The organism is Mycobacterium sp. IDUB_17 (assembly GCF_055419465.1).
On record NZ_JBVAXS010000003.1, the window covers coordinates 253,654 to 274,481 of the forward strand.

Annotated in this window: 20 protein-coding genes; 9 read left to right on the plus strand and 11 right to left on the minus strand. The window is 66.3% G+C overall.

Annotation, left to right across the window (positions count from 1 at the left end; all coding sequences use genetic code 11):
• Positions 1 to 63 precede the first annotated feature (63 nt).
• From ACZYZ7_RS14190 to ACZYZ7_RS14205, 4 genes are all read right to left on the minus strand, one after another.
• Positions 64 to 801 (minus strand): amino acid ABC transporter ATP-binding protein, encoded by a 738-nt coding sequence (locus tag ACZYZ7_RS14190; RefSeq protein WP_135459662.1) that lies wholly within the window; start codon positions 799 to 801, stop codon positions 64 to 66.
• Positions 801 to 2,573, minus strand: coding sequence for an ABC transporter substrate-binding protein/permease (locus ACZYZ7_RS14195; protein WP_135459661.1), 1,773 nt, complete (start codon positions 2,571 to 2,573; stop codon positions 801 to 803). Before ACZYZ7_RS14195 ends, ACZYZ7_RS14190 begins: the two co-directional genes overlap by 1 nt.
• A gap of 45 nt (positions 2,574 to 2,618) precedes the next feature.
• Complete coding sequence (locus ACZYZ7_RS14200) at positions 2,619 to 3,284, minus strand: GntR family transcriptional regulator (RefSeq protein WP_135459660.1); 666 nt, start codon at positions 3,282 to 3,284, stop codon at positions 2,619 to 2,621.
• 103 nt (positions 3,285 to 3,387) lie between these two features.
• A complete protein-coding gene (locus ACZYZ7_RS14205; protein WP_167858217.1) occupies positions 3,388 to 4,212 on the minus strand; it encodes an LLM class F420-dependent oxidoreductase in 825 nt (274 codons plus the stop codon).
• 270 nt (positions 4,213 to 4,482) lie between these two features.
• Here ACZYZ7_RS14205 and ACZYZ7_RS14210 point away from each other — a divergent pair, with 270 nt between their 5' ends.
• Positions 4,483 to 5,172 carry a hypothetical protein gene (locus ACZYZ7_RS14210; protein WP_463741185.1) on the plus strand — a complete coding sequence of 230 codons (690 nt, stop codon included), beginning with the start codon at positions 4,483 to 4,485 and terminating at the stop codon, positions 5,170 to 5,172.
• Between the two features lie 69 nt (positions 5,173 to 5,241).
• Complete coding sequence (locus ACZYZ7_RS14215; RefSeq protein ID WP_463741186.1) at positions 5,242 to 8,373, plus strand: DUF4132 domain-containing protein; 3,132 nt, start codon at positions 5,242 to 5,244, stop codon at positions 8,371 to 8,373.
• On the opposite strand, the gene ACZYZ7_RS14220 is transcribed toward ACZYZ7_RS14215, so the two are convergent.
• From ACZYZ7_RS14220 to ACZYZ7_RS14235, 4 genes are all read right to left on the minus strand, one after another.
• Entirely contained in the window at positions 8,363 to 9,256 is an 894-nt protein-coding gene (locus tag ACZYZ7_RS14220) for an alpha/beta fold hydrolase (RefSeq protein WP_135459657.1), read from the minus strand. The two genes, ACZYZ7_RS14215 and ACZYZ7_RS14220, sit on opposite strands and share 11 nt — an antisense overlap.
• 83 nt (positions 9,257 to 9,339) lie before the next feature.
• Complete coding sequence (locus ACZYZ7_RS14225) at positions 9,340 to 10,431, minus strand: inositol-3-phosphate synthase (RefSeq protein WP_044514262.1); 1,092 nt, start codon at positions 10,429 to 10,431, stop codon at positions 9,340 to 9,342.
• A gap of 57 nt (positions 10,432 to 10,488) precedes the next feature.
• Entirely contained in the window at positions 10,489 to 11,034 is a 546-nt protein-coding gene (locus tag ACZYZ7_RS14230) for a PadR family transcriptional regulator (RefSeq protein WP_167858052.1), read from the minus strand.
• Between the two features lie 191 nt (positions 11,035 to 11,225).
• Positions 11,226 to 12,098: a DUF1707 SHOCT-like domain-containing protein gene (locus ACZYZ7_RS14235; RefSeq protein WP_135459655.1), complete on the minus strand. Its 873-nt coding sequence runs from the start codon at positions 12,096 to 12,098 to the stop codon at positions 11,226 to 11,228.
• Positions 12,099 to 12,167: 69 nt separating this feature from the next.
• Here ACZYZ7_RS14235 and ACZYZ7_RS14240 point away from each other — a divergent pair, with 69 nt between their 5' ends.
• The 3 genes from ACZYZ7_RS14240 (at position 12,168) to ACZYZ7_RS14250 (ending at position 16,790) form a co-directional block, all read left to right on the plus strand.
• A complete protein-coding gene (locus ACZYZ7_RS14240; RefSeq protein ID WP_036443617.1) occupies positions 12,168 to 12,590 on the plus strand; it encodes a DUF5318 domain-containing protein in 423 nt (140 codons plus the stop codon).
• Positions 12,591 to 12,741: 151 nt separating this feature from the next.
• Positions 12,742 to 15,162 (plus strand): transglycosylase domain-containing protein, encoded by a 2,421-nt coding sequence (locus ACZYZ7_RS14245; RefSeq protein WP_463741414.1) that lies wholly within the window; start codon positions 12,742 to 12,744, stop codon positions 15,160 to 15,162.
• Entirely contained in the window at positions 15,159 to 16,790 is a 1,632-nt protein-coding gene (locus ACZYZ7_RS14250) for a glycosyltransferase family 87 protein (RefSeq protein ID WP_463741187.1), read from the plus strand. The genes ACZYZ7_RS14245 and ACZYZ7_RS14250 overlap by 4 nt, the downstream gene beginning before the upstream one ends.
• 55 nt (positions 16,791 to 16,845) lie before the next feature.
• Here the strand turns inward: ACZYZ7_RS14250 and ACZYZ7_RS14255 are convergent, their stop codons facing one another.
• From ACZYZ7_RS14255 to ACZYZ7_RS14265, 3 genes are all read right to left on the minus strand, one after another.
• Entirely contained in the window at positions 16,846 to 17,514 is a 669-nt protein-coding gene (locus tag ACZYZ7_RS14255) for a hypothetical protein (protein WP_463741188.1), read from the minus strand.
• On the minus strand, positions 17,511 to 18,092 hold the full coding sequence (locus tag ACZYZ7_RS14260; RefSeq protein WP_463741189.1) for a hypothetical protein: 582 nt from the start codon (positions 18,090 to 18,092) through the stop codon (positions 17,511 to 17,513). The genes ACZYZ7_RS14255 and ACZYZ7_RS14260 overlap by 4 nt, the downstream gene beginning before the upstream one ends.
• Before the next feature lie 61 nt (positions 18,093 to 18,153).
• On the minus strand, positions 18,154 to 18,768 hold the full coding sequence (locus ACZYZ7_RS14265) for a hypothetical protein (protein WP_135459651.1): 615 nt from the start codon (positions 18,766 to 18,768) through the stop codon (positions 18,154 to 18,156).
• Between the two features lie 158 nt (positions 18,769 to 18,926).
• Between ACZYZ7_RS14265 and rpsF the strand changes: the two genes are divergently transcribed.
• From rpsF to rplI, 4 genes are all read left to right on the plus strand, one after another.
• Positions 18,927 to 19,217, plus strand: coding sequence for a 30S ribosomal protein S6 (gene rpsF / locus ACZYZ7_RS14270; protein ID WP_135459650.1), 291 nt, complete (start codon positions 18,927 to 18,929; stop codon positions 19,215 to 19,217).
• Between the two features lie 69 nt (positions 19,218 to 19,286).
• A complete protein-coding gene (locus ACZYZ7_RS14275) occupies positions 19,287 to 19,796 on the plus strand; it encodes a single-stranded DNA-binding protein (RefSeq protein ID WP_463741190.1) in 510 nt (169 codons plus the stop codon).
• Between the two features lie 35 nt (positions 19,797 to 19,831).
• Entirely contained in the window at positions 19,832 to 20,092 is a 261-nt protein-coding gene (gene rpsR, locus ACZYZ7_RS14280) for a 30S ribosomal protein S18 (protein WP_135459648.1), read from the plus strand.
• 11 nt (positions 20,093 to 20,103) lie between these two features.
• On the plus strand, positions 20,104 to 20,559 hold the full coding sequence (gene rplI, locus ACZYZ7_RS14285; RefSeq protein ID WP_044514249.1) for a 50S ribosomal protein L9: 456 nt from the start codon (positions 20,104 to 20,106) through the stop codon (positions 20,557 to 20,559).
• Positions 20,560 to 20,828 lie beyond the last annotated feature (269 nt).

Sequence of the window (20,828 nt, forward strand, 5' to 3'; positions counted from 1 at the left end):
TAACCTGTCTGAAGCTGCCAGGTCGGCAGCTTGTTGGGTTTGGCGCAGGGGTTGCCGTAGCTCTCACAGCACCTGCGACAGGAATCGGCGCAGCCGATCTGTCTCGGCCGCTTCGAAGATCTGCTCGGGGGTACCCGACTCGACCACTTTGCCGTGATCCATGAAGACCACCGCATCGGCGGTGGAGCGGGCGAAACCCATCTCGTGGGTGACCGCCACTATCGTCATCCCCTCGGCGGCCAGTTCGGCAATCAACTCGAGGATTCCCTTGACCAGCTCGGGGTCCAGCGCCGAGGTGGCCTCGTCGAAGAACATCACCTGCGGCGCCATGGCGAGCGCCCGCGCGATCGCAACCCGCTGCTGCTGGCCGCCCGACAGTGTGATCGGACGCACATCGGCCTTGTGCCGGAGACCAACCCGCTCCAGTTGGTCCAGCCCCAATGTCCGGGCATGCTCGGCGCTGAGCCCCTTGAGCTTGCGCGGGCCCAGGGTGACGTTGTCGAGAACGGTCTTGTGCGGGAACAGGTTGAACTGTTGGAACACCATGCCGATGCGTTGGCGCAGGCGGTCGGGATTGTCGGCGAGCACCGAGCGGCCGTCGAGCAGGATGTCGCCACGGTCGGGTTCGTACAAGCGGTTCAGGGTGCGCAGCAGCGTCGATTTCCCGGATCCGGAGGGTCCGATGACGGCCGTCGTGGTGCCGGCAGGCACATCCAGATCCACCCCGCGCAGCACTGCGTTCGGCCCGAATGACAGGTGGATGTCCTTGGCGGCCAGCGCGACCGGCTGTGGTGCCGACATCAGATCATCTCCTGGTTGGTCACCGCCGGCAGGGGATCTTCCTCGGCCGGCGGGCGGCCTCTGCGCAGCCGGTTGTCGACGAAGTTCACCAGATGGGTCAGCGGGATCGTCAGCAATAGATAGAACAGCCCGGCCGCCACCAGCGGTGATAGATTTCCGGTCTGCGCGTTGAGATCTCGCCCCACCTGGAACAGCTCTCGCTGGCTGGCCACCAGACCGAGGAAGTACACCAGTGACGAGGCTTTGAGCAGTGAGATGAACTGGTTCATCAGCGCCGGCAGCACTCGCCGGATGCCCTGTGGAACGACGACCAGACGCATCGACGAGGCATAGCTGAAGCCCAGTGCGCGTGAGGCTTCCATCTGCCCGGGCTCGACGCTCTGGATGCCGGAGCGGAAGATCTCCCCGACGTAGGCCGCGGCCATCAGCCCGAGCGCCGCGATGCCCAGGGGGTAGGGGCTGTTGCCGGTGAGCGATCCGACCACGGGCCCGATGCCCAGCCCGATCAACAGGATGATCACCACTTCGGGCAGGCCGCGGAAGATGTCGGTGTACACCCGGGCGGGCCAGCGTAGCCACCGCGACCGCGAGATACCGGCGACCGCCAGGACCATCCCGAGCACCAGCCCGATGACGCTGGCGCACACGGTCAGGATGAGTGTGTTGGGCAGGCCGGTGCGCAGCAGGTCGGGGATCGCCTGCTTGTAGAGGTTCCAGTCCAGGAAAGAGTCCCGCAGTTGCGCGAGTGTGGATTTGGGTGCGACGGGGGCTCCGGCGGCGGGTTTCTCCTTGGCGGCGGCGATCGCTGCGAAGTCGGGCAGCTGGGGAACGGGCGCGGACTTGGAGCCGGGCTTCCAGCCGGGCGGCAGGGCCCGCGGCACCCAGTCGGAATACAGCTTGGCCCAGGTGCCGTCGGCGATGACGGCGTCCAGTCCGGAGTTGAGTGCACCGATCAGCGGCAGGTTCTCCTTGGCGACCGCCCACGCCACGAAATTGTCCAGGCTGAACGTGTTTTCGATGATCTGCGCCGGGTCACCGGGCTGCACGGTCCCCGAGGCCTGCTGCGACGGTGCCACCCAGGCATCGATCTGACGGGTCTTGAGGCTGGCGTAGACGGTGTTGTAGTCGGGGAACTTCACCGGCTGTATGTGCAGCGTGTCGATGACGTAGGCCTCCTGCACGGTGCCCTGCACCACCCCGATGCGCTGTCCGGGGGCGAGCTGCCCGAAACCGGTGATCGGTGAGCCGGTAGGCACCACGAGCGAGAAGTAACCGAAGTCGTAGCCGTTGGTGAAGCCGACGGTACGGCGCCGGGCATCGGTGGTGGTGATCGACGACGACGCCACGTCGAAGCGCCGGGACGCCGTCTGGGCCAGAAGGCCCGAGAAGTCGGTGCCGACGAAGTTGATCCGCAGGCCGAGCTTGTCGGCGACGGCCCGCAGCAACTCGTTGTCGAAGCCGGTGAACTGTCCGGCCGAGTTGATGCAGATGCTGGGCGGTGCGTCCGACAACGTGCCGACGGTGAGCACGCCGGGGGTGCTCAGGCCGAGGTTCTCGGTCCGGATCGTGTCCAGGGGGGCGACGGTGGCGGTGGTGTATTTGTCGGCGCCGGGCCCGGTGGCCGCGGCGGCCAGGTTGGTGGGCAATGCGCTGGCGCTGTCCACTCCGGGGGGTGCGCACTGGTCGACGTCCGCGCCTGCCGGTGCTGCACACACCAGCCCGAACAGCATCAGGACCGTGGTCAGCAGCACGGCCGATCGTCTGGCGTCCATCTGATGCAACCTAGTGGGCGGACGCCAGGTGATGAGCGATTCCGCTCAAGGGGACCGTAAGTCGCCCAACACTCCACGCCGGGTCAGCTCGCCGACCATGATCTGCGCCATCTTCTCGGCGCGCTCGGTGCAGGCCTTGCGGGCAGCCTCGGGATCCCGGGCGTGGATGGCGGCGGTTTCCTCTTCGTAGCCGGCCAGAAACTCGGCCTTGGCCTGCGGGTAATTGATCCAGAACTCCGAGGGCGCGAAGCTCTTGCCGGCGCGGATGGTGGCATGCAGGCGCGGCCCCGCGTACTCGTCGTTGATCGCGTCGCGGTACACCCAGCAGGCCTCCTGGAAGGTCTTGGTGTCCTTTGCTGAACGCATCACGCGCAACGTGTCATCGAGATGGGCGATGATGCGGGGGGTGGGGTTTGTGGCGCAGCGCGCCGAGGCGATGCCGTTGAGGATGCCGTACAGCTCGTGATGTTCGGCGACCGTCGCCTCGTCGAACCGGGAGACGAATGCGCCGCGGTGGTACCGCGTCGAGAGGATTCCGTCGTGCTCGAGCTGAACCACGGCTTCCTGGATCGGGACGCGGCTGAGCCCGAGGTCACGGACGATCTCGTTGCGATCGATGCGGTCACCGGAGCGCAGTTTGCCCGTCATCACCAGATTGATGATGTGCGTGACAACCTGGTCCTTCTCCTTGACCCCGTAGTTTTTGGGCACCCTCGGTAACTCCCCCTTTGAGTCGGGACACACACCCCCCGTGCGTTAGCGTTTCGCAAGTTTCTCACGGGCGGCTCCAAAGGGTGATGCGAGTGGCTTCAGCTCATCCGCTGAACTTTGCGTGCCGCCCGTCGCGCCACCGGCACAGGGCCTCGGCGCCGGTCAGGTCGTAGTCGGGTCCGTTGACGCCGACGGTGACGATGCTGACGCCCAGATCTGCCAGCGCATCAGCCTCGGCGAGCATGGCGTCGATGCCGCCGGACTCCTGTACCCCGGCCGAGCGCTGCACGGTGGACGGATCGCGGCCGGTGGTGGCGCAGTGCTCGGCGAGCACCGCTGCTTTGCCCGGGTAGGTGTTGCGGTCGACGAATGCGTGCCAGATGTGAGCGTGTTCGGCCACCAGGCGCAACGTCTTGCGTTCGCCCTGGCCGCCGATCAGGATCGGGATCTCCCGGGTGGGCGCCGGGTTGAGCTTGGCGAGCCGGGCCTCGATGCGCGGCAGCGCTTCGGCCAGATCGTCCAGCCGGCTGCCCGCGGTGCCGAACTCATAGCCGTACTCGTCGTAATCCTTTTGTTTCCAACCACTTCCGATGCCCAAGATGAGGCGACCGTCAGAGATGTGATCGACGGTGCGGGCCATGTCCGCCAGGAGCTCGGGGTTGCGGTACGAGTTGCAGCTGACCAGTGCGCCGATCTCGATACGCGAGGTCTGCTCGGCCCAGGCGCCGAGCATCGTCCAGCACTCGTAGTGTGCGCCATCGGGATCGCCGTAGAGCGGGAAGAAGTGGTCCCAGTTGAACGCGATGTCGACGCCGATGTCCTCGCAGCGGCGCACCGCATCGCGGATATGGCTGTAGGTGGGGGAGTGCTGTGGCTGCAGTTGCACACCGATGCGTATGGGGTGGCTCACTTTTACGAGGGTACTCAGGGGTGATCCGCAGCATAGGCTGATTGTGTGCAGCGGATCGCGACTGTCGTGCTCGCCGTGTTGCTGGTCGCGATGCCGATCAGCGGGTGCTGGGCCAGGCCGGCTCCCTCCCAGCAGGACACCGGGAGTCCCACGCCGGCACGACCGCAGAACTCCGTGTCAGAGCCGCAGTTCCCACGGTTCGAGGATTTCACCGCGGTCCCCGTAAACGACTACACGAGGCCATACGAAGGAGTTTTCTTCTCGACTCCGAGCGGTTTGGTCTGTGCTGTGGGCTCGGACCGATTCGGTTGCCACGGGGAGATACCCGGTGCCCCCGGCGGCGCGAACGCGGTCGCGGTCAGACCTGACGGCTCAGTGTGGTTCCTGAAGACGGCAGATCCCGTCCCGCAACCCCAGCCGCCGGTGCTGCCGCCTGGCTCACGGCTTTCCGTCGGCTATGTCGATTGCGTGGTCGGTCCCGATGCGTTGACGGCATGCCGGGTTCGCGGCGAATCACCGGTCGGTTTCGTGTTGCGGGCGGACTCCGCAGCCCTCACTCCCGTGCCGCGTCTGCCCGCCGGCTTCCCCGATCCGCGGCAGTACGTGTTCGACTCCACGAAGGTCTACTCCAAGCACGGTGGGGGCAAGAACATCACCGAGTACTTCGCGGTCGACGGTGACCTGCGTTGTGAGATCACGTCGTTCTCCGGTGTCCGGGCCAGCTGCCGAGGTCCGATGCCGGGTCGCAACGACAATGTCGTCAGCTTGAACATTTCGGAATTGGCCTGGGGCCGAAGTGATGCCGTGATGGATCCCGAGTACGCGGACCCGCTTCCCCATCTCGACCAGGGGCGGGCGGTCGACAGCCGCGACCCGTCCGGGTGGTGCCTGGCGCTGTACGGGGGCGGGGTCGCGTGCAGCGACGACGGAGGTCACGGTTTCGTGATCACCTCGAGCGAAAGCTGGTCGTTCCCCTGAGAATTAGTGCGGCCGGTGACCCTGCAGCGCCGATAGCCTGGGGGAGTTCCGGGCATACACGAAGGGGGAATGTTGACGGCCGTGGTGATGTCCCCGAGTTGGCGCCGGTCGATCCTGCCACGCCGCGACGGCCCCGAGGTGCCGATCGCCGACGTGCGTGACGACGTCGTCGCAGGCATTCGAACCGCGATCACCGACACCCACCGAGTCGAGTTGGAAGCGGTCGCCGGCTACCGCGGAATGGTCGAGGAGCTGGCCGTGGCGCTCCGACGGTTTCTGGCGCCCGGTGGCAACGATCCATTGGGCGCCGCGGTGATTGCCGGACTGGAACTGGTCGCCGATGCCCGGCCGGCGGACTGGGTGGATTTCTGGATCGCCGACTACGGATTCGAGTTCGCGGCGCTGGCAGTGATGCGGTCCCCGCGATGGGTGTTCAATTTCTGGTCCAGCACGGATTACCCGATCCCCCGAATGCCACATGGTGTCGACCGATTCGGACTGGCCCGGCGGATGCGGGAACGGCTCACGCGGATCGAATCCGCCCACTACGACCGAGTGATGTCGGCGATCGACACCGCTCGCGACACCGCACAGGCCAAATGCGCTGCCGCGTTCATGTTCCCGACGAACCAACAGTGGGTCGTCGAAGCGTGCCGCACCCCGATCGGCCTCTCCGAGGACCGCTCGCGCCTGGAGTTGTTGACCTCGGTCGACTCGATCGACGATGTGCACCGCCTGCTCTTCGCGACCAGCGGAGCCTCGTACTACCAGGACTACCGCCATATCCTGCCCACGCTGGTCGATCGGTTCGGTGACGCCCTGGTCCCGATGCTGGACCGGCTGTTGCGCGAGTATCTGTCCAAAGAACGCGTCGGGGTGGTGGCCGAGGCGCTCGCATGTCTGCCCGTCGACGCCGCGTTCGAGACACTGTTGACGTATTCCGGCCGGGAAGGTGTCCGGCCGGGGCTGGCCCGCGCGGTACGCAACTTCCCGCACCGGGCGGACCGCCTCCTCGCGGGGCGTGACGACGACCTGGCCCGGGAGTTGCTCGGCGCGGCCGTGCCTGCACCGGCTGCGCTGTCGCAGGCGTGCGCCTTGCCGGAACTGTTGGCCACTCCGCCGTGGAAGCGGGCCGCCAAGTCGCCGAAGCTGCCTGTCCCGTCCCGGCCGCTACGAGCGCCATCACCCGAACTGTTTTGGACTGACGAGGAGCTCACGGTCGCCAGCCGAGTCGCTGCGCAGCCGCCGAGGATGCTGCGCAGCTGGGCCGACATCGAACGGCATCGCGAGGAGTCGGGCGAATGGATCTGTGAGCGCGACATTCTCGTCCACGGTCCAGACCGCCTGGTGGAGAAGCTCATCGCCTCGGGCTGGACACCGCAGTGGCGGCCGTACTACTACGGCGAATGGTGCGGGGCGGCACTCCTTCGGCTCGGCCCCCGCCTGGACTACCTCGCCCTCGCCTACGCGGACAAGTGCTCTGATGTGGCTTACCTCGGCCCCATCCGTAGCGAACTCGTCGCGGTCCGGATCGCCGAATGGCTTTCTGGACAACGCCGTTCGCTGATCGCTGTGGCTCGTGCCTACCTGCACCGGCACGGACCGGACATAGCGCCGTACCTGCTGCCTGCGGCCACCGACGCCGCCGAGACCCGTGGTGCCGCCCACACTGCGCTGCGCTACCTCGCGGCACACAGCTCGGTCGACGAAGTGATCGAGGCGGTGCGCCGGCACGATTCCGAAGCTGTCCCGCTGGTGACGGCGGTGTTGGCCGTCGACCCACTGCTGGTACTGCCGAAACGTGTGCCCCGGCTTCCGGATTGGGCTCGGTCGACGCTGGCTACGCCCGTGCGGCTGGCCGACGGCTCGCAACTTCCACCCGACGCCGTGGAGTCCGTCGCGGTGATGCTGATGCTGTCCGGGCCGGTGCTCCCGTACGCGGGGGTCACCCAGCTGATGGACCTGTGCGAAGTGGCCAGCCTCAACGCGTTCAGCTGGGCGCTCTTCGAGGCGTGGTGGGCGTTCGGCGCGCCGGGTGCGCACAAGTGGGCCCTGGACGCGTTGGCGTGGTTTGCCGACGACGAGAGCGTCGACCGCATCGCCGAGATGGTCAAAGCCTGGCCGAGCCAGGGCAGGGGCGGACGGATACCGCACGGGCTGGACGTCCTGAGCACCATCGGCACCGACCACGCGCTGCTGACGTTGTTCCGGCTGTCCAAGAAGGGGCGGTCGAAGCCGTTGAAGGACAAGGCGGCTGAGCGGCTCGGCGAGATCGCCGTCGCGCGGGGTCTTACCGACGAGCAGATGGCGGATCGCCTGATACCCGACCTCGGACTCGACGAAGCGTCGGCGGCGGTGTTCGACTACGGCCCCCGGCGGTTCACGGTCGAGTTCGACGAATTGCTCCAACCGGTGGTGCGCGACCAGAACGGCGCGCGGTTGCGTAGTTTCCCGAAGCCCGGCGTGCGTGACGACGCCGAGGTTGCCGAGGAGTCGCATCGGCGGTTCACCCGTCTCAAACGCGAGGCCCGAGTCGTGGCCAAGGAACAGCTGCCGCGGCTCGAAACCGCGATGATCCACGAACGGCGTTGGACTGCAACGGAATTTGAACTGATCTTCGCGAATCACCCCGTGATGGTGCACCTGGCCCGGCGTCTGGTGTGGGGGCAGTTCGACGAGTCAGGGTCATTGGCCACCACTTTTCGGATCGCCGAGGACCGCAGCTATGCCGACGTCGACGACACCACTGCGGTGCTGGACCCGGGCCTGCCGGTCGGGATCGTTCATCCTCTGCACGGCGGTCTGGCCGGCTGGGCCGAGGTGTTCGCCGACTACGAGATCCTGCAACCGTTTCCGCAGGTGGCGCGTGAGGTGATCCGGGCGACCGGAGAAGAGCTGGCCGGCAAGACCCTGCGGCGCTTCGAAGGTGCGCGGGCCGAGACCTTCGCATTGCTGGGCCTGGCCAGTCGCGGCTGGACGGTCGGTGAGCCGCTCGACGGCCCGCTGCGGCACGACATCAGCCGCCCGGCACCCCGGAGTCGATCGGTGGGCATCTGGGTGGATCCGGGCATACCGTTCGATCCGCGGGAGATCGACTCCCAGACCATTCAGGTGGAAGTGAGTGAGGGTACGTTCGGCGATCTCGGTGCGGTGTTCACCTCAGAGGTCGTCACCGACGTCACGGCGGTGCTCAGTCGCTGAGCAGGCCGCGCAGTAGCTGCACGAGTGCCGCCGGCTGATCGCCCTGCACCGAATGCCCGGAGTCGGCGACGACGTGGGTGCGCTGGAAGCCGGGCGCGGTCCTGGCGAAGGTGTCGGCGTCCTCGTCGTTGACGAAGAACGAGTTGGCCCCGCGGATCAGGGTGGTGGGCATGGTGATCGCCGGGACGTCGTCCCACAGGCCCTCAAACCCGTCACCCTTGCGGAACGTGTCGTACCGCCAGGTCCAGGTGCCGTCGTCGAGCTGTTTGGAGTTGTGGAAGACGCCGCGCCGCAACGAATTCCGGTCCCGATGTGGGGCGGCTGCGACGGTCACGTCGAGCATCGCCTGGAATGTCGGGAAGGTGCGGTTGTCCCGCACCAGGGCGACGGTGCCCATCTGGGCCTTGGTCATCTCGTTGTGCCGCTCGGGTGCCGACGGTGTGACGTCGACGAGCGCGAGTTCGGGTACCAGCCGGGGTTCGGTCGCCGCGATCCGCAGCGCGGTCAGGCCGCCCAGCGACATGCCGACCACCAGCCGCGGGTTGGGGGCGTGCGCCTCCAGGACCGGAATCAGGCTCGCCGCATTGAGTTTCGGGCCGTAGTCGCCATCCTCGCGCCAGGCCGAACGGCCGTGGCCGGGCAGATCGACGGCCAGGGCGGGCTCGCCGAGGCCGAGGATCACGGTGTCCCAGGTGTGCGCGTTCTGGCCGCCGCCGTGCAGGAACACGATCCGTGGGGCGTCGGTGCCGAACTTCAGCGCGCTGATCGGCCCCTGCTCGATGCGTTCGACCGCAGGCAGCGGGCCACTCGCGCCGATCTGTTCGGCGTTCTCGTGCAGCAGGCCGAACTCGTCAAGACCAGTCAAAGCGTCGTCGCTCACCACGGGCCCTTTATACGCCGAGAGTGCGGTGAGATCGCATCCGGATGGAAATTCGCGTTCTCACCGCACTCTCGGTGAAAGAAGAACTAGCCCTCGATGAAGGTCTCCAGCTCGACGCGCGCGACGTCGTCGGCGATCTGCTTGGGCGGGCTCTTCATCAGGTAGGCCGAGGCCGCCTCGATGGGGCCGCCGATGCCGCGGTCCTTGGCGATCTTGGCGGCGCGCACCGCGTCGATGATCACACCGGCCGAGTTCGGCGAGTCCCACACCTCGAGCTTGTACTCCAGGTTCAGCGGCACGTCACCGAAGGCGCGGCCTTCCAGGCGCACGTAGGCCCACTTGCGGTCATCGAGCCACGCGACGTGGTCGGACGGGCCGATGTGGACGTTCTTGTCCTCGACCTTGCCGGCCAGCGAGCCGGTCAGGTTGGAGGTGACGGCCTGGGTCTTGGAAACCTTCTTGGATTCCAGGCGCGAGCGCTCCAGCATGTTCAGGAAGTCCATGTTGCCGCCGACATTGAGCTGGTAGGTGCGGTCCAGCGTGACGCCGCGGTCCTCGAACAGCTTGGCCATCACGCGGTGGGTGATGGTAGCGCCGACCTGGCTCTTGATGTCGTCGCCGACGATCGGGACACCGGCGTCCTCGAACTTCTTGGCCCACACCGGGTCGGAGGCGATGAACACCGGCAGCGCGTTGACGAAGGCCACGCCGGCGTCGATGGCGCACTGGGCGTAGAACTTGTCGGCCTCTTCAGAGCCCACCGGCAGGTAGGAGACCAGCACGTCGACCTTGGCGTCCTTGAGCGCCTTGACCACGTCGACGGGCTCGAAGTCGGAGATCTCGATGGTGTCGGCGTAGTACTTGCCGATGCCGTCGAGGGTCGGGCCGCGCTGCACCGTCACGTTGGTCGGCGGCACGTCGGCGATCTTGATGGTGTTGTTCTCGGAGGCGAAGATGGCCTCGGACAGGTCGAAGCCGACCTTCTTGGCGTCCACGTCGAACGCGGCCACGAACTTCACGTCACGCACGTGGTAGGGGCCGAACTTCACGTGCATCAAGCCTGGCACGGTCGTGTTCTCATCGGCGTTGTGGTAGTACTGCACGCCCTGGACCAGTGACGATGCGCAGTTACCGACGCCGACGATGGCGACCCGGATTTCTCCTGCGTGCTCAGACATGGACGATCTCCTTACTCGTTCTGTGTGCTCGGCCTGGGGCCATGTGCGGGGCTGTGCTCATGCGTTTTCCGAGCGTCCCTGCGCCGTACGTTCGGCCGCGATCAACTCGTTGAGCCATTTGACTTCTCGTTCACTGGACTCCAGGCCCAGCTGGTGCAGCTGACGGGTGTAGCGGTCGAACGAACTACTGGCCCGCGTCACGGCTTCGCGCAGACCTTCCCGGCGTTCCTCCACCTGACGGCGCCGCCCCTCCAGGATTCGCATCCTGGCCTCGGCCGGGGTGCGGTTGAAGAAGGCGAGGTGGACACCGAACCCGTCGTCGGAGAAGTTCTGTGGCCCCGTGTCGGCGACCAACTCGCTGAACCGCTGCTTGCCGGCATCAGTCAGCTGATACACCCGCCGAGCCCGGCGCACCTTGGTCGGTCCCAAGGGTGCGGCGTCCTCGACGATCAGGCCGTCGGCCTGCATGCGACGTAATGCCGGGTAGAGCGAGCCATACGAGAACGCTCTGAACGCCCCCAACAGACCCGTCAATCGCTTGCGCAGCTCGTAGCCGTGCATCGGTGATTCGAGCAAGAGGCCCAGGACTGCGAGCTCCAGCATCGAGATCACCCCTTTCGACAGATCAGATGGAATTGATCGCTACGACGGATCAACACCTCGCCAAACTGTATCGCGCCGATATATTTGGCGCCAAGTGAATGCCGATAGTCATGGACCGGTGGCCGGGCCCGAGCGTCACGTCGGAGCGATGACGAAGGCCCGGCGAATGCCGGCGGCAGCCGAGGGCCGGCTCACCCGTTGTTGCGGTACATCCCCTTGACGGTGCCGTCCGGGTACAGGTTGATGGTCCCGCCCCCGAAATCGCTGCTGACGATGACATCGATGTTGATGGCCTCAGGCGTCGACGGATCTTCCGACGGCGTGATGCGCAGCCAGGTGCTCTTCACATCGGCGCGTTTGGTGTTGAGCGTGTCGGGCGCGCCCCGCATGATCCCGAGAACCTTCTCGTAGTCGAACGCCGCGAGGTCGACGAGCCGGTCCTCGCTCCTGAGAGTGCTGGGCGAGCTGCTGGGATCGCCCCATCCGCCGGTGTACCGGTAATAGACCTTCATCCGGCTGTCCCGCGGGTCCGGCCGATACGCCATCGCCGAGTCCGGATCGATGTGAAGTTCGAAGCCCATGGTGTTGCCGAACTTCTGCCGCATCTGCTCGAACAGTCCCTTGACCCCGTTGAGCGATTGCAGCTGTGTCGGCGGGGTCAGCACCACCGGGTCGATGCCGTCGGGCACGGCTCCCGGGTCTGGGTTGAAGCTCAACGGTGAGGAGGTGTTTCCGTACAAACCCCAGCCGATACCGATCCCGAGCATGACCAGCACGGCGGCCGAGGCCAGCCGCAGCCCCCACCCGGAGCCGGCCGGCTTGCGGACGCGGGGCAGGCGGGGCTTGGTCAGCGTCGGCAACTGCACAGGTGCGTCCGCGTTCTGCAGATCCTCGACCAGGCGGGCGAGATCCCCCAGGGTCGTGGCGTTGGTCGCCGCCGACACCCGTTGGCGGTGCTCTTCCATGGACAACTGGCCCTCACCGAGTGCGTTGTCGAGCACTTTGCAGGTGTCGTTGCGATCGCTGTCTTTGGCCCGCGTGGTCGGGGTCTGCCGAGTTGCCACGCCGATGATCGTAGGAGGTGTGACGCGGTCGCGCCTCGGCGTGTAGGGGGTCGACGTACTCTGGTCATCGTGCGATTGCAGAGACAGGTGGTGGACTACGCGCTTCGGCGGCGGTCCCTGCTGGCTGAGGTCTATTCGGGGCGCACCGGCGTCTCGGAGGTCTGTGACGCCAACCCGTACCTGCTGCGCGCGGCAAAGTTTCACGGCAAGCAGAGTTCGGTGATGTGTCCGATCTGCCGTAAAGAGCAGCTCACGCTGGTGTCGTGGGTTTTCGGTGATCATCTGGGCCCGGTATCGGGCTCAGCGCGCACCGCGGAGGAGCTGGTGATGTTGGCAACTCGTTACGACGAGTTCGCAGTCCATGTGGTTGAGGTATGCCGCACCTGCAGTTGGAATCATTTGGTCAAGTCATATGTCCTGGGCGCGCCTCGGCCGCCGAAGGCACGTGGCACTCGAGGCACGCGCAAGTCGGCGCGTACGGCCAGTGAATAGCGAAGGGCGCCATAGCCGGTCAGCCAACGACATCCGTAATGCGGCTGACCGCCTCGGCGCGCGCGAAAACCGGCCGCCTGCGCGAGAGAACACACCGGCTCGGGAGAACCCGCCTGCGCGGGAGAAGCCCCCGATGCTGGAGAAGCCGCCGATGCGGGAGAACCGGCCTCCGGGTCGCGAGAAGGCACCCACGGGACGGGAGAACGGTCCCGCGGGTCGTCCCGGTCGTCCGGTGGTACCGCCCGACGATCGGCTCACCACGGTGCTACCGCCGGTACGTGACGGCGGGCCGGCCCCGCTCGATGTCGTCAGGGCGGCGATGGGCGGCACCCCGCCACCCAAACCGCAGCCACCCAAATCTCCGCCTCCGCCCCCGCCGCCGGGAGGCGGCCGTGGATCGGGCCCCTCGGGTCGGTCTGGGCCGGGCCCGAAACCGACGCGGCAATTCCACATCAACTGGAAGTTGGTGCGACGCCTGTCGATAGCCGCGGTGGCGGCAATGATCCTGCTTCCGCTGGTGACATTCGGTATGGCGTACATGATCGTCGACGTCCCGCAGCCCGGTGACATCCGCACCAACCAGGTTTCGACGATCCTGGCCAGCGACGGCAGCGAGATCGCCAAGATCGTGCCGCCCGAAGGCAACCGGGTCGACGTCGGCATCGACAAGATCCCGGAGCACGTCCGCAATGCGGTGATGGCCGCCGAGGACCGCGATTTCTACACCAATCCGGGCTTCTCGTTCACCGCGCTGTTGCGCGCGATCAAGAACAACCTGGTGGGCGGTGATCTGCAGGGCGGATCGACCATCACTCAGCAGTACGTCAAGAACGCATTGGTCGGTGACGAGCGCTCAGGCGTCGGCGGTTTGATCCGCAAGGCCAAGGAGTTGGTCATCTCGACCAAGATGGCCAGCGAATGGTCCAAAGACGCTGTGATGCAGGCGTATCTGAACATGATCTATTTCGGCCGCGGCTCGTACGGGATCGCGGCGGCGGCCAAGGCGTACTTCGACAAGCCGGTCGAGCAACTCAACGTCGCCGAGGGTGCCTTGATGGCCGCGTTGATCCAGCGCCCGTCGACGCTGGACCCCTCGGTGGACCCGGAGGGCGCTGCCGAGCGGTGGAACTGGGTGCTCGACGGCATGGTCGACATGGGCGCGCTGTCAGCCCAGGACCGGGCCGGTCAGGTGTTCCCGCCGACCGTGCCGCCGGACCAGGCCCGCCAGGCGAACCAGACCACCGGCCCGAACGGACTGATCGAGCGGCAGGTCACCAAGGAACTGCTGGATCTGTTCGACATCAGCGAGCAGGCCCTGAACACCGAGGGTCTGCAGGTCACCACCACGATCGACCCGCAGGCCCAGCAGGCCGCGGAGAACGCGGTGTCGAAGTACATGGACGGGCAAGACCCCGACATGCGGACCGCGGTGGTCTCGATCGATCCGCATGACGGTGCGGTCAAGGCCTACTACGGCGGCTCGGACGCCAATGGCTTCGACTTCGCCCAGGCCGGTCTGCCGACGGGTTCGTCGTTCAAGGTGTTCGCGCTCGTCGCGGCCCTGCAGCAGGGCATCGGCCTGGGCTACCAGGTCGACAGCGGGCCGATCACGGTCAACGGCATCAAGATCAGCAACGTCGAAGGTGAGGGGTGCGGCACCTGCTCGATCGCCGAGGCGCTCAAGCGGTCGCTCAACACCAGCTACTACCGCCTGATGCTCAAGCTCGAGCACGGTCCCGAGGACGTGGCCAAGGCCGCACATGATGCCGGCGTGGCCGAGAGTTTCCCGGGCGTCGAGCACACACTGTCCGAAGACGGCAAGGGCGGCCCGCCGAACAACGGTGTGGTGCTGGGCCAGTACCAGTCCCGGGTGATCGACATGGCCTCGGCGTACGCGACGCTGGCGGCCTCCGGCGTCTATCACAAGCCGCACTTCGTGCAGAAGGTCGTGAACTCCTCGGGGCAGGTGCTGTTCGACGCATCCAGCCAGGACAACGGTGAACAGCGCATCGACAAGGCGGTCGCCGACAACGTCTCAGCGGCCATGCAGCCGATCGCCGGTTGGTCGCGCGGACACAACCTGGCCGGCGGGCGCGCCTCGGCCGCCAAGACGGGCACCAACCAGCTCGGCGACACCGGCGACAATCGCGACGCCTGGATGGTCGGATACACGCCGTCGCTTTCGACCGCGGTCTGGTTGGGTACCTCGGACGGTGTGAACCCCTTGAAGACTCCGGGTGGTGGCCCGGTCTACGGATCCGGGCTGCCGTCGGACATCTGGAAAGCCACGATGGACGGTGCGCTGAAGGGTAGCGACAACGAGACGTTCCCGAAGCCGACCGAGATCGGTGGCTATGCGGGTGTGCCGCAGGCCCCTCCGCCCCCGCCCGCTCCCGGTATGCCGGGCGGCCCGCCGATCGCGGTGATGCCCTCGGAGACCGTGATTCAGCCGACCATCGAAGTGGCCCCGGGCATCACGATCCCCATCGGCCCCCCGACGACCGTGCCGATCGGACCGCCGCCGGGAGCTCCCTTCGCGCCGGGCGGTCCGGTGCCACCGCCGCCTCCGTGACGGACCGGGTATCGCCGGCTCCGCTCGCCGAGGACGAGCGGAGCGCCGACGACCGCGACCTACCCAGCCGCAATGACCGGCTGGCCGAGGCGCTGTCGCAGACGGTCGGTGGACCCGTCGGCCGTCATGCGTTGATCGGGCGCTCACGGTTCATGACCCCGCTGCGAGTGATGTTTGTGATCGCCGTGGTGTTCCTGGCGTTGGGATATACGACCAAGGCCGCCTGCCTGCAGACGACGGGCAAGGGCACCGCAGGCGAGCGGGTGGCCAACTGGGAGAACAACCGGGCTTACTACGAGCTGTGTTACTCCGACACGGTTCCGCTGTACACCGCAGAGCTGTTGAACCTCGGCAAGTTTCCGTACAAATCCAGTTGGGTCGAGAACGACTCGACCGGCAAGCCGCGCATGCAGTACGACGGCAGCCCGGCGATCCGCTACATGGAGTATCCGGTGCTCACCGGGGTTTACCAGTACGTGTCGATGTCACTGGCCAAGACCTATACCGCGGTGACCAAGCTGGTGTCGGTCCCGCTGGTGGCCGAAGTGGTGATGTTCTTCAACATCTCGGCTTTCGGCCTGGCGCTGGCCTGGTTGGCCACGATCTGGGCCACCTCGCGCATGGCCGGCCGGCGGGTGTGGGATGCCGCGCTGGTGGCGGGGTCCCCGATTGTGATCTTCCAGGTGTTCACCAACTTCGACGCGCTGGCCACCGCAGCCGCCGCGGGCGCGATGCTGGCGTGGGCTCGGCGAAAACCGGTGTGGGCCGGGGCGTTGATCGGAATTGGCGTGGCGGCCAAGCTGTATCCGCTGCTGCTGTTCGTCCCGCTGGTGCTGCTCGGGCTGCGCACCGGCCGTCTGCGTGAGGTCGGCAAGGCGGCGCTGACCGCGGTCGTGACGTGGTTGCTGATCAACCTCCCGATCATGGTGCTCTTCCCGCGGGGGTGGTCAGAGTTCTTCCGGCTCAACACCCGTCGCGGCGACGACATGGACTCGCTCTACAACGTGGTGAAGTCGTTCAGTGATTGGCGCGGCTTCGACCCGGACCTCGGTTTCTGGCAGCCGCCGACGGTGCTCAACACGGTCACGGCGGTGTTGTTCGCGGCCTGCTGTATTGCGATCGGCTACATCGCGTTGACGGCACCCCAGCGGCCCCGGGTGGCGCAACTGGCGTTCCTGGTGGTGGCCGCCTTCCTGCTGACCAACAAGGTGTGGAGCCCGCAGTTCTCACTGTGGCTGGTGCCGCTGGCGGTGCTGGCGCTCCCGCATCGCCGAATTCTGTTGGCGTGGATGACGATCGACGCCCTGGTGTGGGTGCCGCGCATGCTTTATCTGTACGGCGAACAGAACAAGGGACTGCCCGAGCAGTGGTTCACCACCACCGTGCTGCTGCGCGACCTCGCGGTGATCGTGTTGTGTGCGTTGGTCATTCGCCAGATCTATCGTCCGCAGCTCGATCTGGTCCGCCACGGCGGCCGCATCGACGACCCCACCGGCGGGGTGTTCGACCGCGCGCCCGACAACCCCCCGCGGTGGTTGCCGGACTGGCTGCGGCCCTCGGTTGACCAGGTCCGTATCGATCCCAAGCCGGACCCCGAGCCTGAGTTGGCCGACTCAGCCTCGGTTTGACACGCCGGAGTGATGCTCGGTGCCGGCGGCCACGCCGGCGTGACAACGGGTGGGGTCAGCCGTGATGCGGTGGATATCCCGGGTATTGCATCGGATACCCCTGGGAGGGTGGAAACGGCGGAGGCGGGGTTTCCTGAGGTGCAGAAGGAGGCTCGTTCGCTCGGATCCAGGCGCCGGTCGAAGGCAGCATGGCCAGTACGAGCGTGGCGAGCACGTAGATGAGAACCAGGATCCAGAGCAGGAAGCCGGCGGGGTGGCCGTCGCGGGTCGCGTCGGTGTAGGTCGCGGCCATGCCGATGACGGGGATCGGGGTGGCCAGCACGGCACCCACGATCACCATCCGGCGGCCGGTCCTTTTGGCCTGGTAGAGCTTTTTCGCGCCGCTGAGCATGAGCAGTCCGTACCCGCCGAGCACCAGAGATGTGGCGGCGATCGTTATCAGCGCTTCGCCGAGTTTCCCCCGGCCGTTGCTCAGATCCACGAACGTTCCGACCACCCCGGCCAGGAGGAGAACGAAAACCACCACCGCGGTCACGCCCGCCAGGACGGCGGCGGAGACCCCGGTGGCACGGCTGGTCGGGGAGGTTGGCCCCGGTTGCGGCTGGGGTTGCCCGAATCCGGGCTGGTTCGAGTAGACCGGCGGCTGGACCTGGAAACTGGGCTGTTGCGAAAAGTTCTGTTGCTCGGGAAACCCTTGACCTTCGGGCCAATTGGGAAAGGTCACAGATCCTCCCGGATCCACGCCGTGGTTGACGGCAGCGAAGCCGTCACGATGATGCCAATCGGCAGTGCGAGGCTCAGGATTGCCAGCCCGTTGATGGCACCGGCCCCGTAGCTGGATGTCGCGGCCAGACTCAGGCCGAGACTGATCAGGCTTCCCGCGATGATCAATCCGCAGCCGATGACGATGAGGCGGCGGCCAATCATCTTGTGTCGCAACAGCGCCACCGTGCCGGCGAGGAGCAGGAGTCCGCAGGCGACGCTCAGCAGCGTCGCGAGGACCGTCATTGCGAGCACTCCGGGGGTTCTCAGGGCCAGGGTTCGCAAGCCCGCGTCACCGGCCAGAGCGGCGAGTCCGGTCAGGCCGAGGATGCCGTTGCTGAGGGTCAACAGGGCGCCGATCCCGGCCAGGACAGCTGTGAGGATCGCCGTGACCCCGCTCGGCGATGCGGTGGGCGCCGGCGCCAGTTCGTTCGGCTGCGATTCGCCCTCCGGATGGTCAGGTTGTTGGAGGCCGAGCTGCTCCGCGTAACCGGGCTGATGGGGATAATCCTGACCCTCGGGTCCATGGGGAGAGGTCACAGTGGCTCCGATCGTGGGAGAAGGGCGTACCCGCACATACGGATTCGCAGATTAGCGAGGGTCACCAGCCCGGATACGGCGGGTAGGGCTGGGGCGCAACCGGTTTCTGCTTCGCTTCGATCCATGCCCCAGTCGACGGCAGTAGGGCCAACACGAGTGTCACGATGGGGAAGACGAGAGTCACCAACGTGAAGATGCTGCGGCCGTGGGAACCGAAGGAGGATGCCTGGGCGGCAGTCGCGACGAAGATGACGAGGGTACTGAGGATTGCCATGGCGCACGCCCCGACGACAAGCCGGCGACCGCGCATCTTTCGTTCGTACAGCAGCACCGCTCCGATGGCGTTCATCAGGCCGAAGCCGGAGTTGAGCACGAGCACACTGATCAGCACCGCCACTTCCCGGCCGGAGGCGGCGGAGCTGGTGGCCGCTGCCGCGATGGCGATGGCCGCGATCACGCCGCTGCCGAGGCCTGCCACAGCGCCGAAGGCCGCGAGCACGGCGGCGGTGATTCCCGTGGCACCGCTGGGTTCTCCGGCCGCCACCGCATTGGCCTGCGGTTCGCCCGAATTGCCGGACAGCACCGGGATAACCGGTTGTTGTGGATAGCCCGGCTGTGGCGGATACCCGGGCTGGTCAGGAAACCCCTGACCGAACGGCCCGTTGGGAAAGGTCACAGATCGCCCCTCGATCTTCGATGTTCGACAGGCCCACGCTATGCGGATTTCGCAGATCAGGGCTGTTTCCGGTAGCCTAACCCGGTTGCCGACGCAGGCGACCCTCCTGCCACGGACACGCCGTGGCCGCAACGACCATAGGAGGTGATGGGTTCCTTATGCGTCCATACGAAATCATGGTCATTCTCGACCCGACACTCGACGAGCGCACCGTAGCTCCCTCGCTGGAGGCGTTCCTGAACGTCATCCGCAAGGACGGTGGCAGTGTCGACAAGGTCGATATCTGGGGCCGCCGCCGGCTGGCCTACGAGATCGCCAAGCACGCCGAGGGCATCTACGCCATCGTCGATGTCAAGGCTGAACCGGCCACCGTGTCCGAGCTCGACCGTCAGCTCAACCTGAACGAGTCCGTGCTGCGGACCAAGGTGATGCGGACCGACAAGCACTAAAGGCTGTCAGTCGTCGGCGGGGCTACGTAGGCTTCGCGCAAACGGACATGCCTATCCCAGGAGGATCTCGTGGCTGGTGACACCACCATCACAGTTATCGGAAACCTGACCGCTGACCCGGAATTGCGTTTCACTCCGTCCGGCGCGGCTGTCGCCAACTTCACCGTTGCCTCTACGCCGAGGATGTTCGATCGGCAGAGCAACGAGTGGAAGGACGGCGAGGCGCTGTTCTTGCGGTGCAACATCTGGCGTGAGGCCGCCGAGAACGTGGCGGAGAGTCTCACCCGGGGTTCGCGGGTGATCGTCACCGGTCGGCTCAAGCAGCGCTCCTTCGAAACCCGTGAGGGTGAGAAGCGCACCGTTGTCGAGGTCGAGGTCGACGAGATCGGTCCGTCCCTGCGCTACGCCACGGCCAAGGTCAACAAGGCCAGCCGTAGTGGCGGTGGTGGCGGCGGCTTCGGCGGTGGCGGTGGCGGTGGCGGTGGCGCTTCGCGCCCTGCCGAGCCCAAGGACGATCCGTGGGGTAGTGCACCGGCGTCAGGCTCCTTCAGCGGGGCCGACGACGAGCCGCCGTTCTGATCAACATCGAAATTTTTGCAAGGAAGAGATAACCAATGGCCAAGACCACTAAGAGGCGGCCGGCACCGGAAAAGCCGGTCAAGACTCGGAAGTGCGTGTTCTGCTCCAAGAAGGGCAAGGGGCAGATCATCGACTACAAGGACACCGCGCTGCTGCGCACCTACATCAGCGAGCGCGGCAAGATCCGTGCCCGTCGGGTGACCGGCAACTGCGTCCAGCACCAGCGCGATGTCGCCATCGCGGTGAAGAATGCCCGCGAGGTGGCTCTGCTGCCGTTCGGCTCGTCGACGCGGTAGGGGATAGACCAATGAAGCTGATTCTCACCGCTGAGGTGGAGCACCTGGGTGTCGCGGGCGACGCCGTCGAGGTCAAGGACGGCTACGGCCGTAACTATCTGCTGCCCCGCGGGCTGGCCATCGTGGCCTCCCGTGGTGCCGAGCGCCAGGCCGACGAGATCCGCCGGGCGCGCGATGCGAAGTCCATCCGTGGCGTCGAGCACGCCAACGAGCTCAAGACCGCGCTGGAGGGTCTGGGCGAGGTGTCGCTGCCGGTTCAGGCCGCTGCCGACACGGGCAAGCTGTTCGGCTCGGTCACCGCTGCGGATGTCGTGGCCGTGATCAAGAAGGCCGGCGGCCCCAACTTGGACAAGCGCACCGTGCAGCTGCCCAAGGCGCACATCAAGTCGGTCGGTACGCATCCGATCACCGTGAAGCTGCACACCGGGGTGGAAGCCAAGGTGTCGCTGAATGTCGTCGCGGAGTAATCCCGTAGCGGAGTAAATCCGCCAGCACTCAATCGCCCGGGTGGGAGCCTGCACAGGTTTCCGCCCGGGCGTTTGCTGTATCTCTGGCGAACCCACAGCGGAAAACTCTGGACAGCGAAGCTCACCGGGTGTTAACCGGCGCGGTTCCTGTGCGCAACACAACACGCCCGGGACGGCAACCCGGCACGACACGCCGAAGAACTTTCCATACACAATCACTGACAGCCTTTGTGGGACCCTGACCTGGGAAAACAACAGATTGTTCTGGA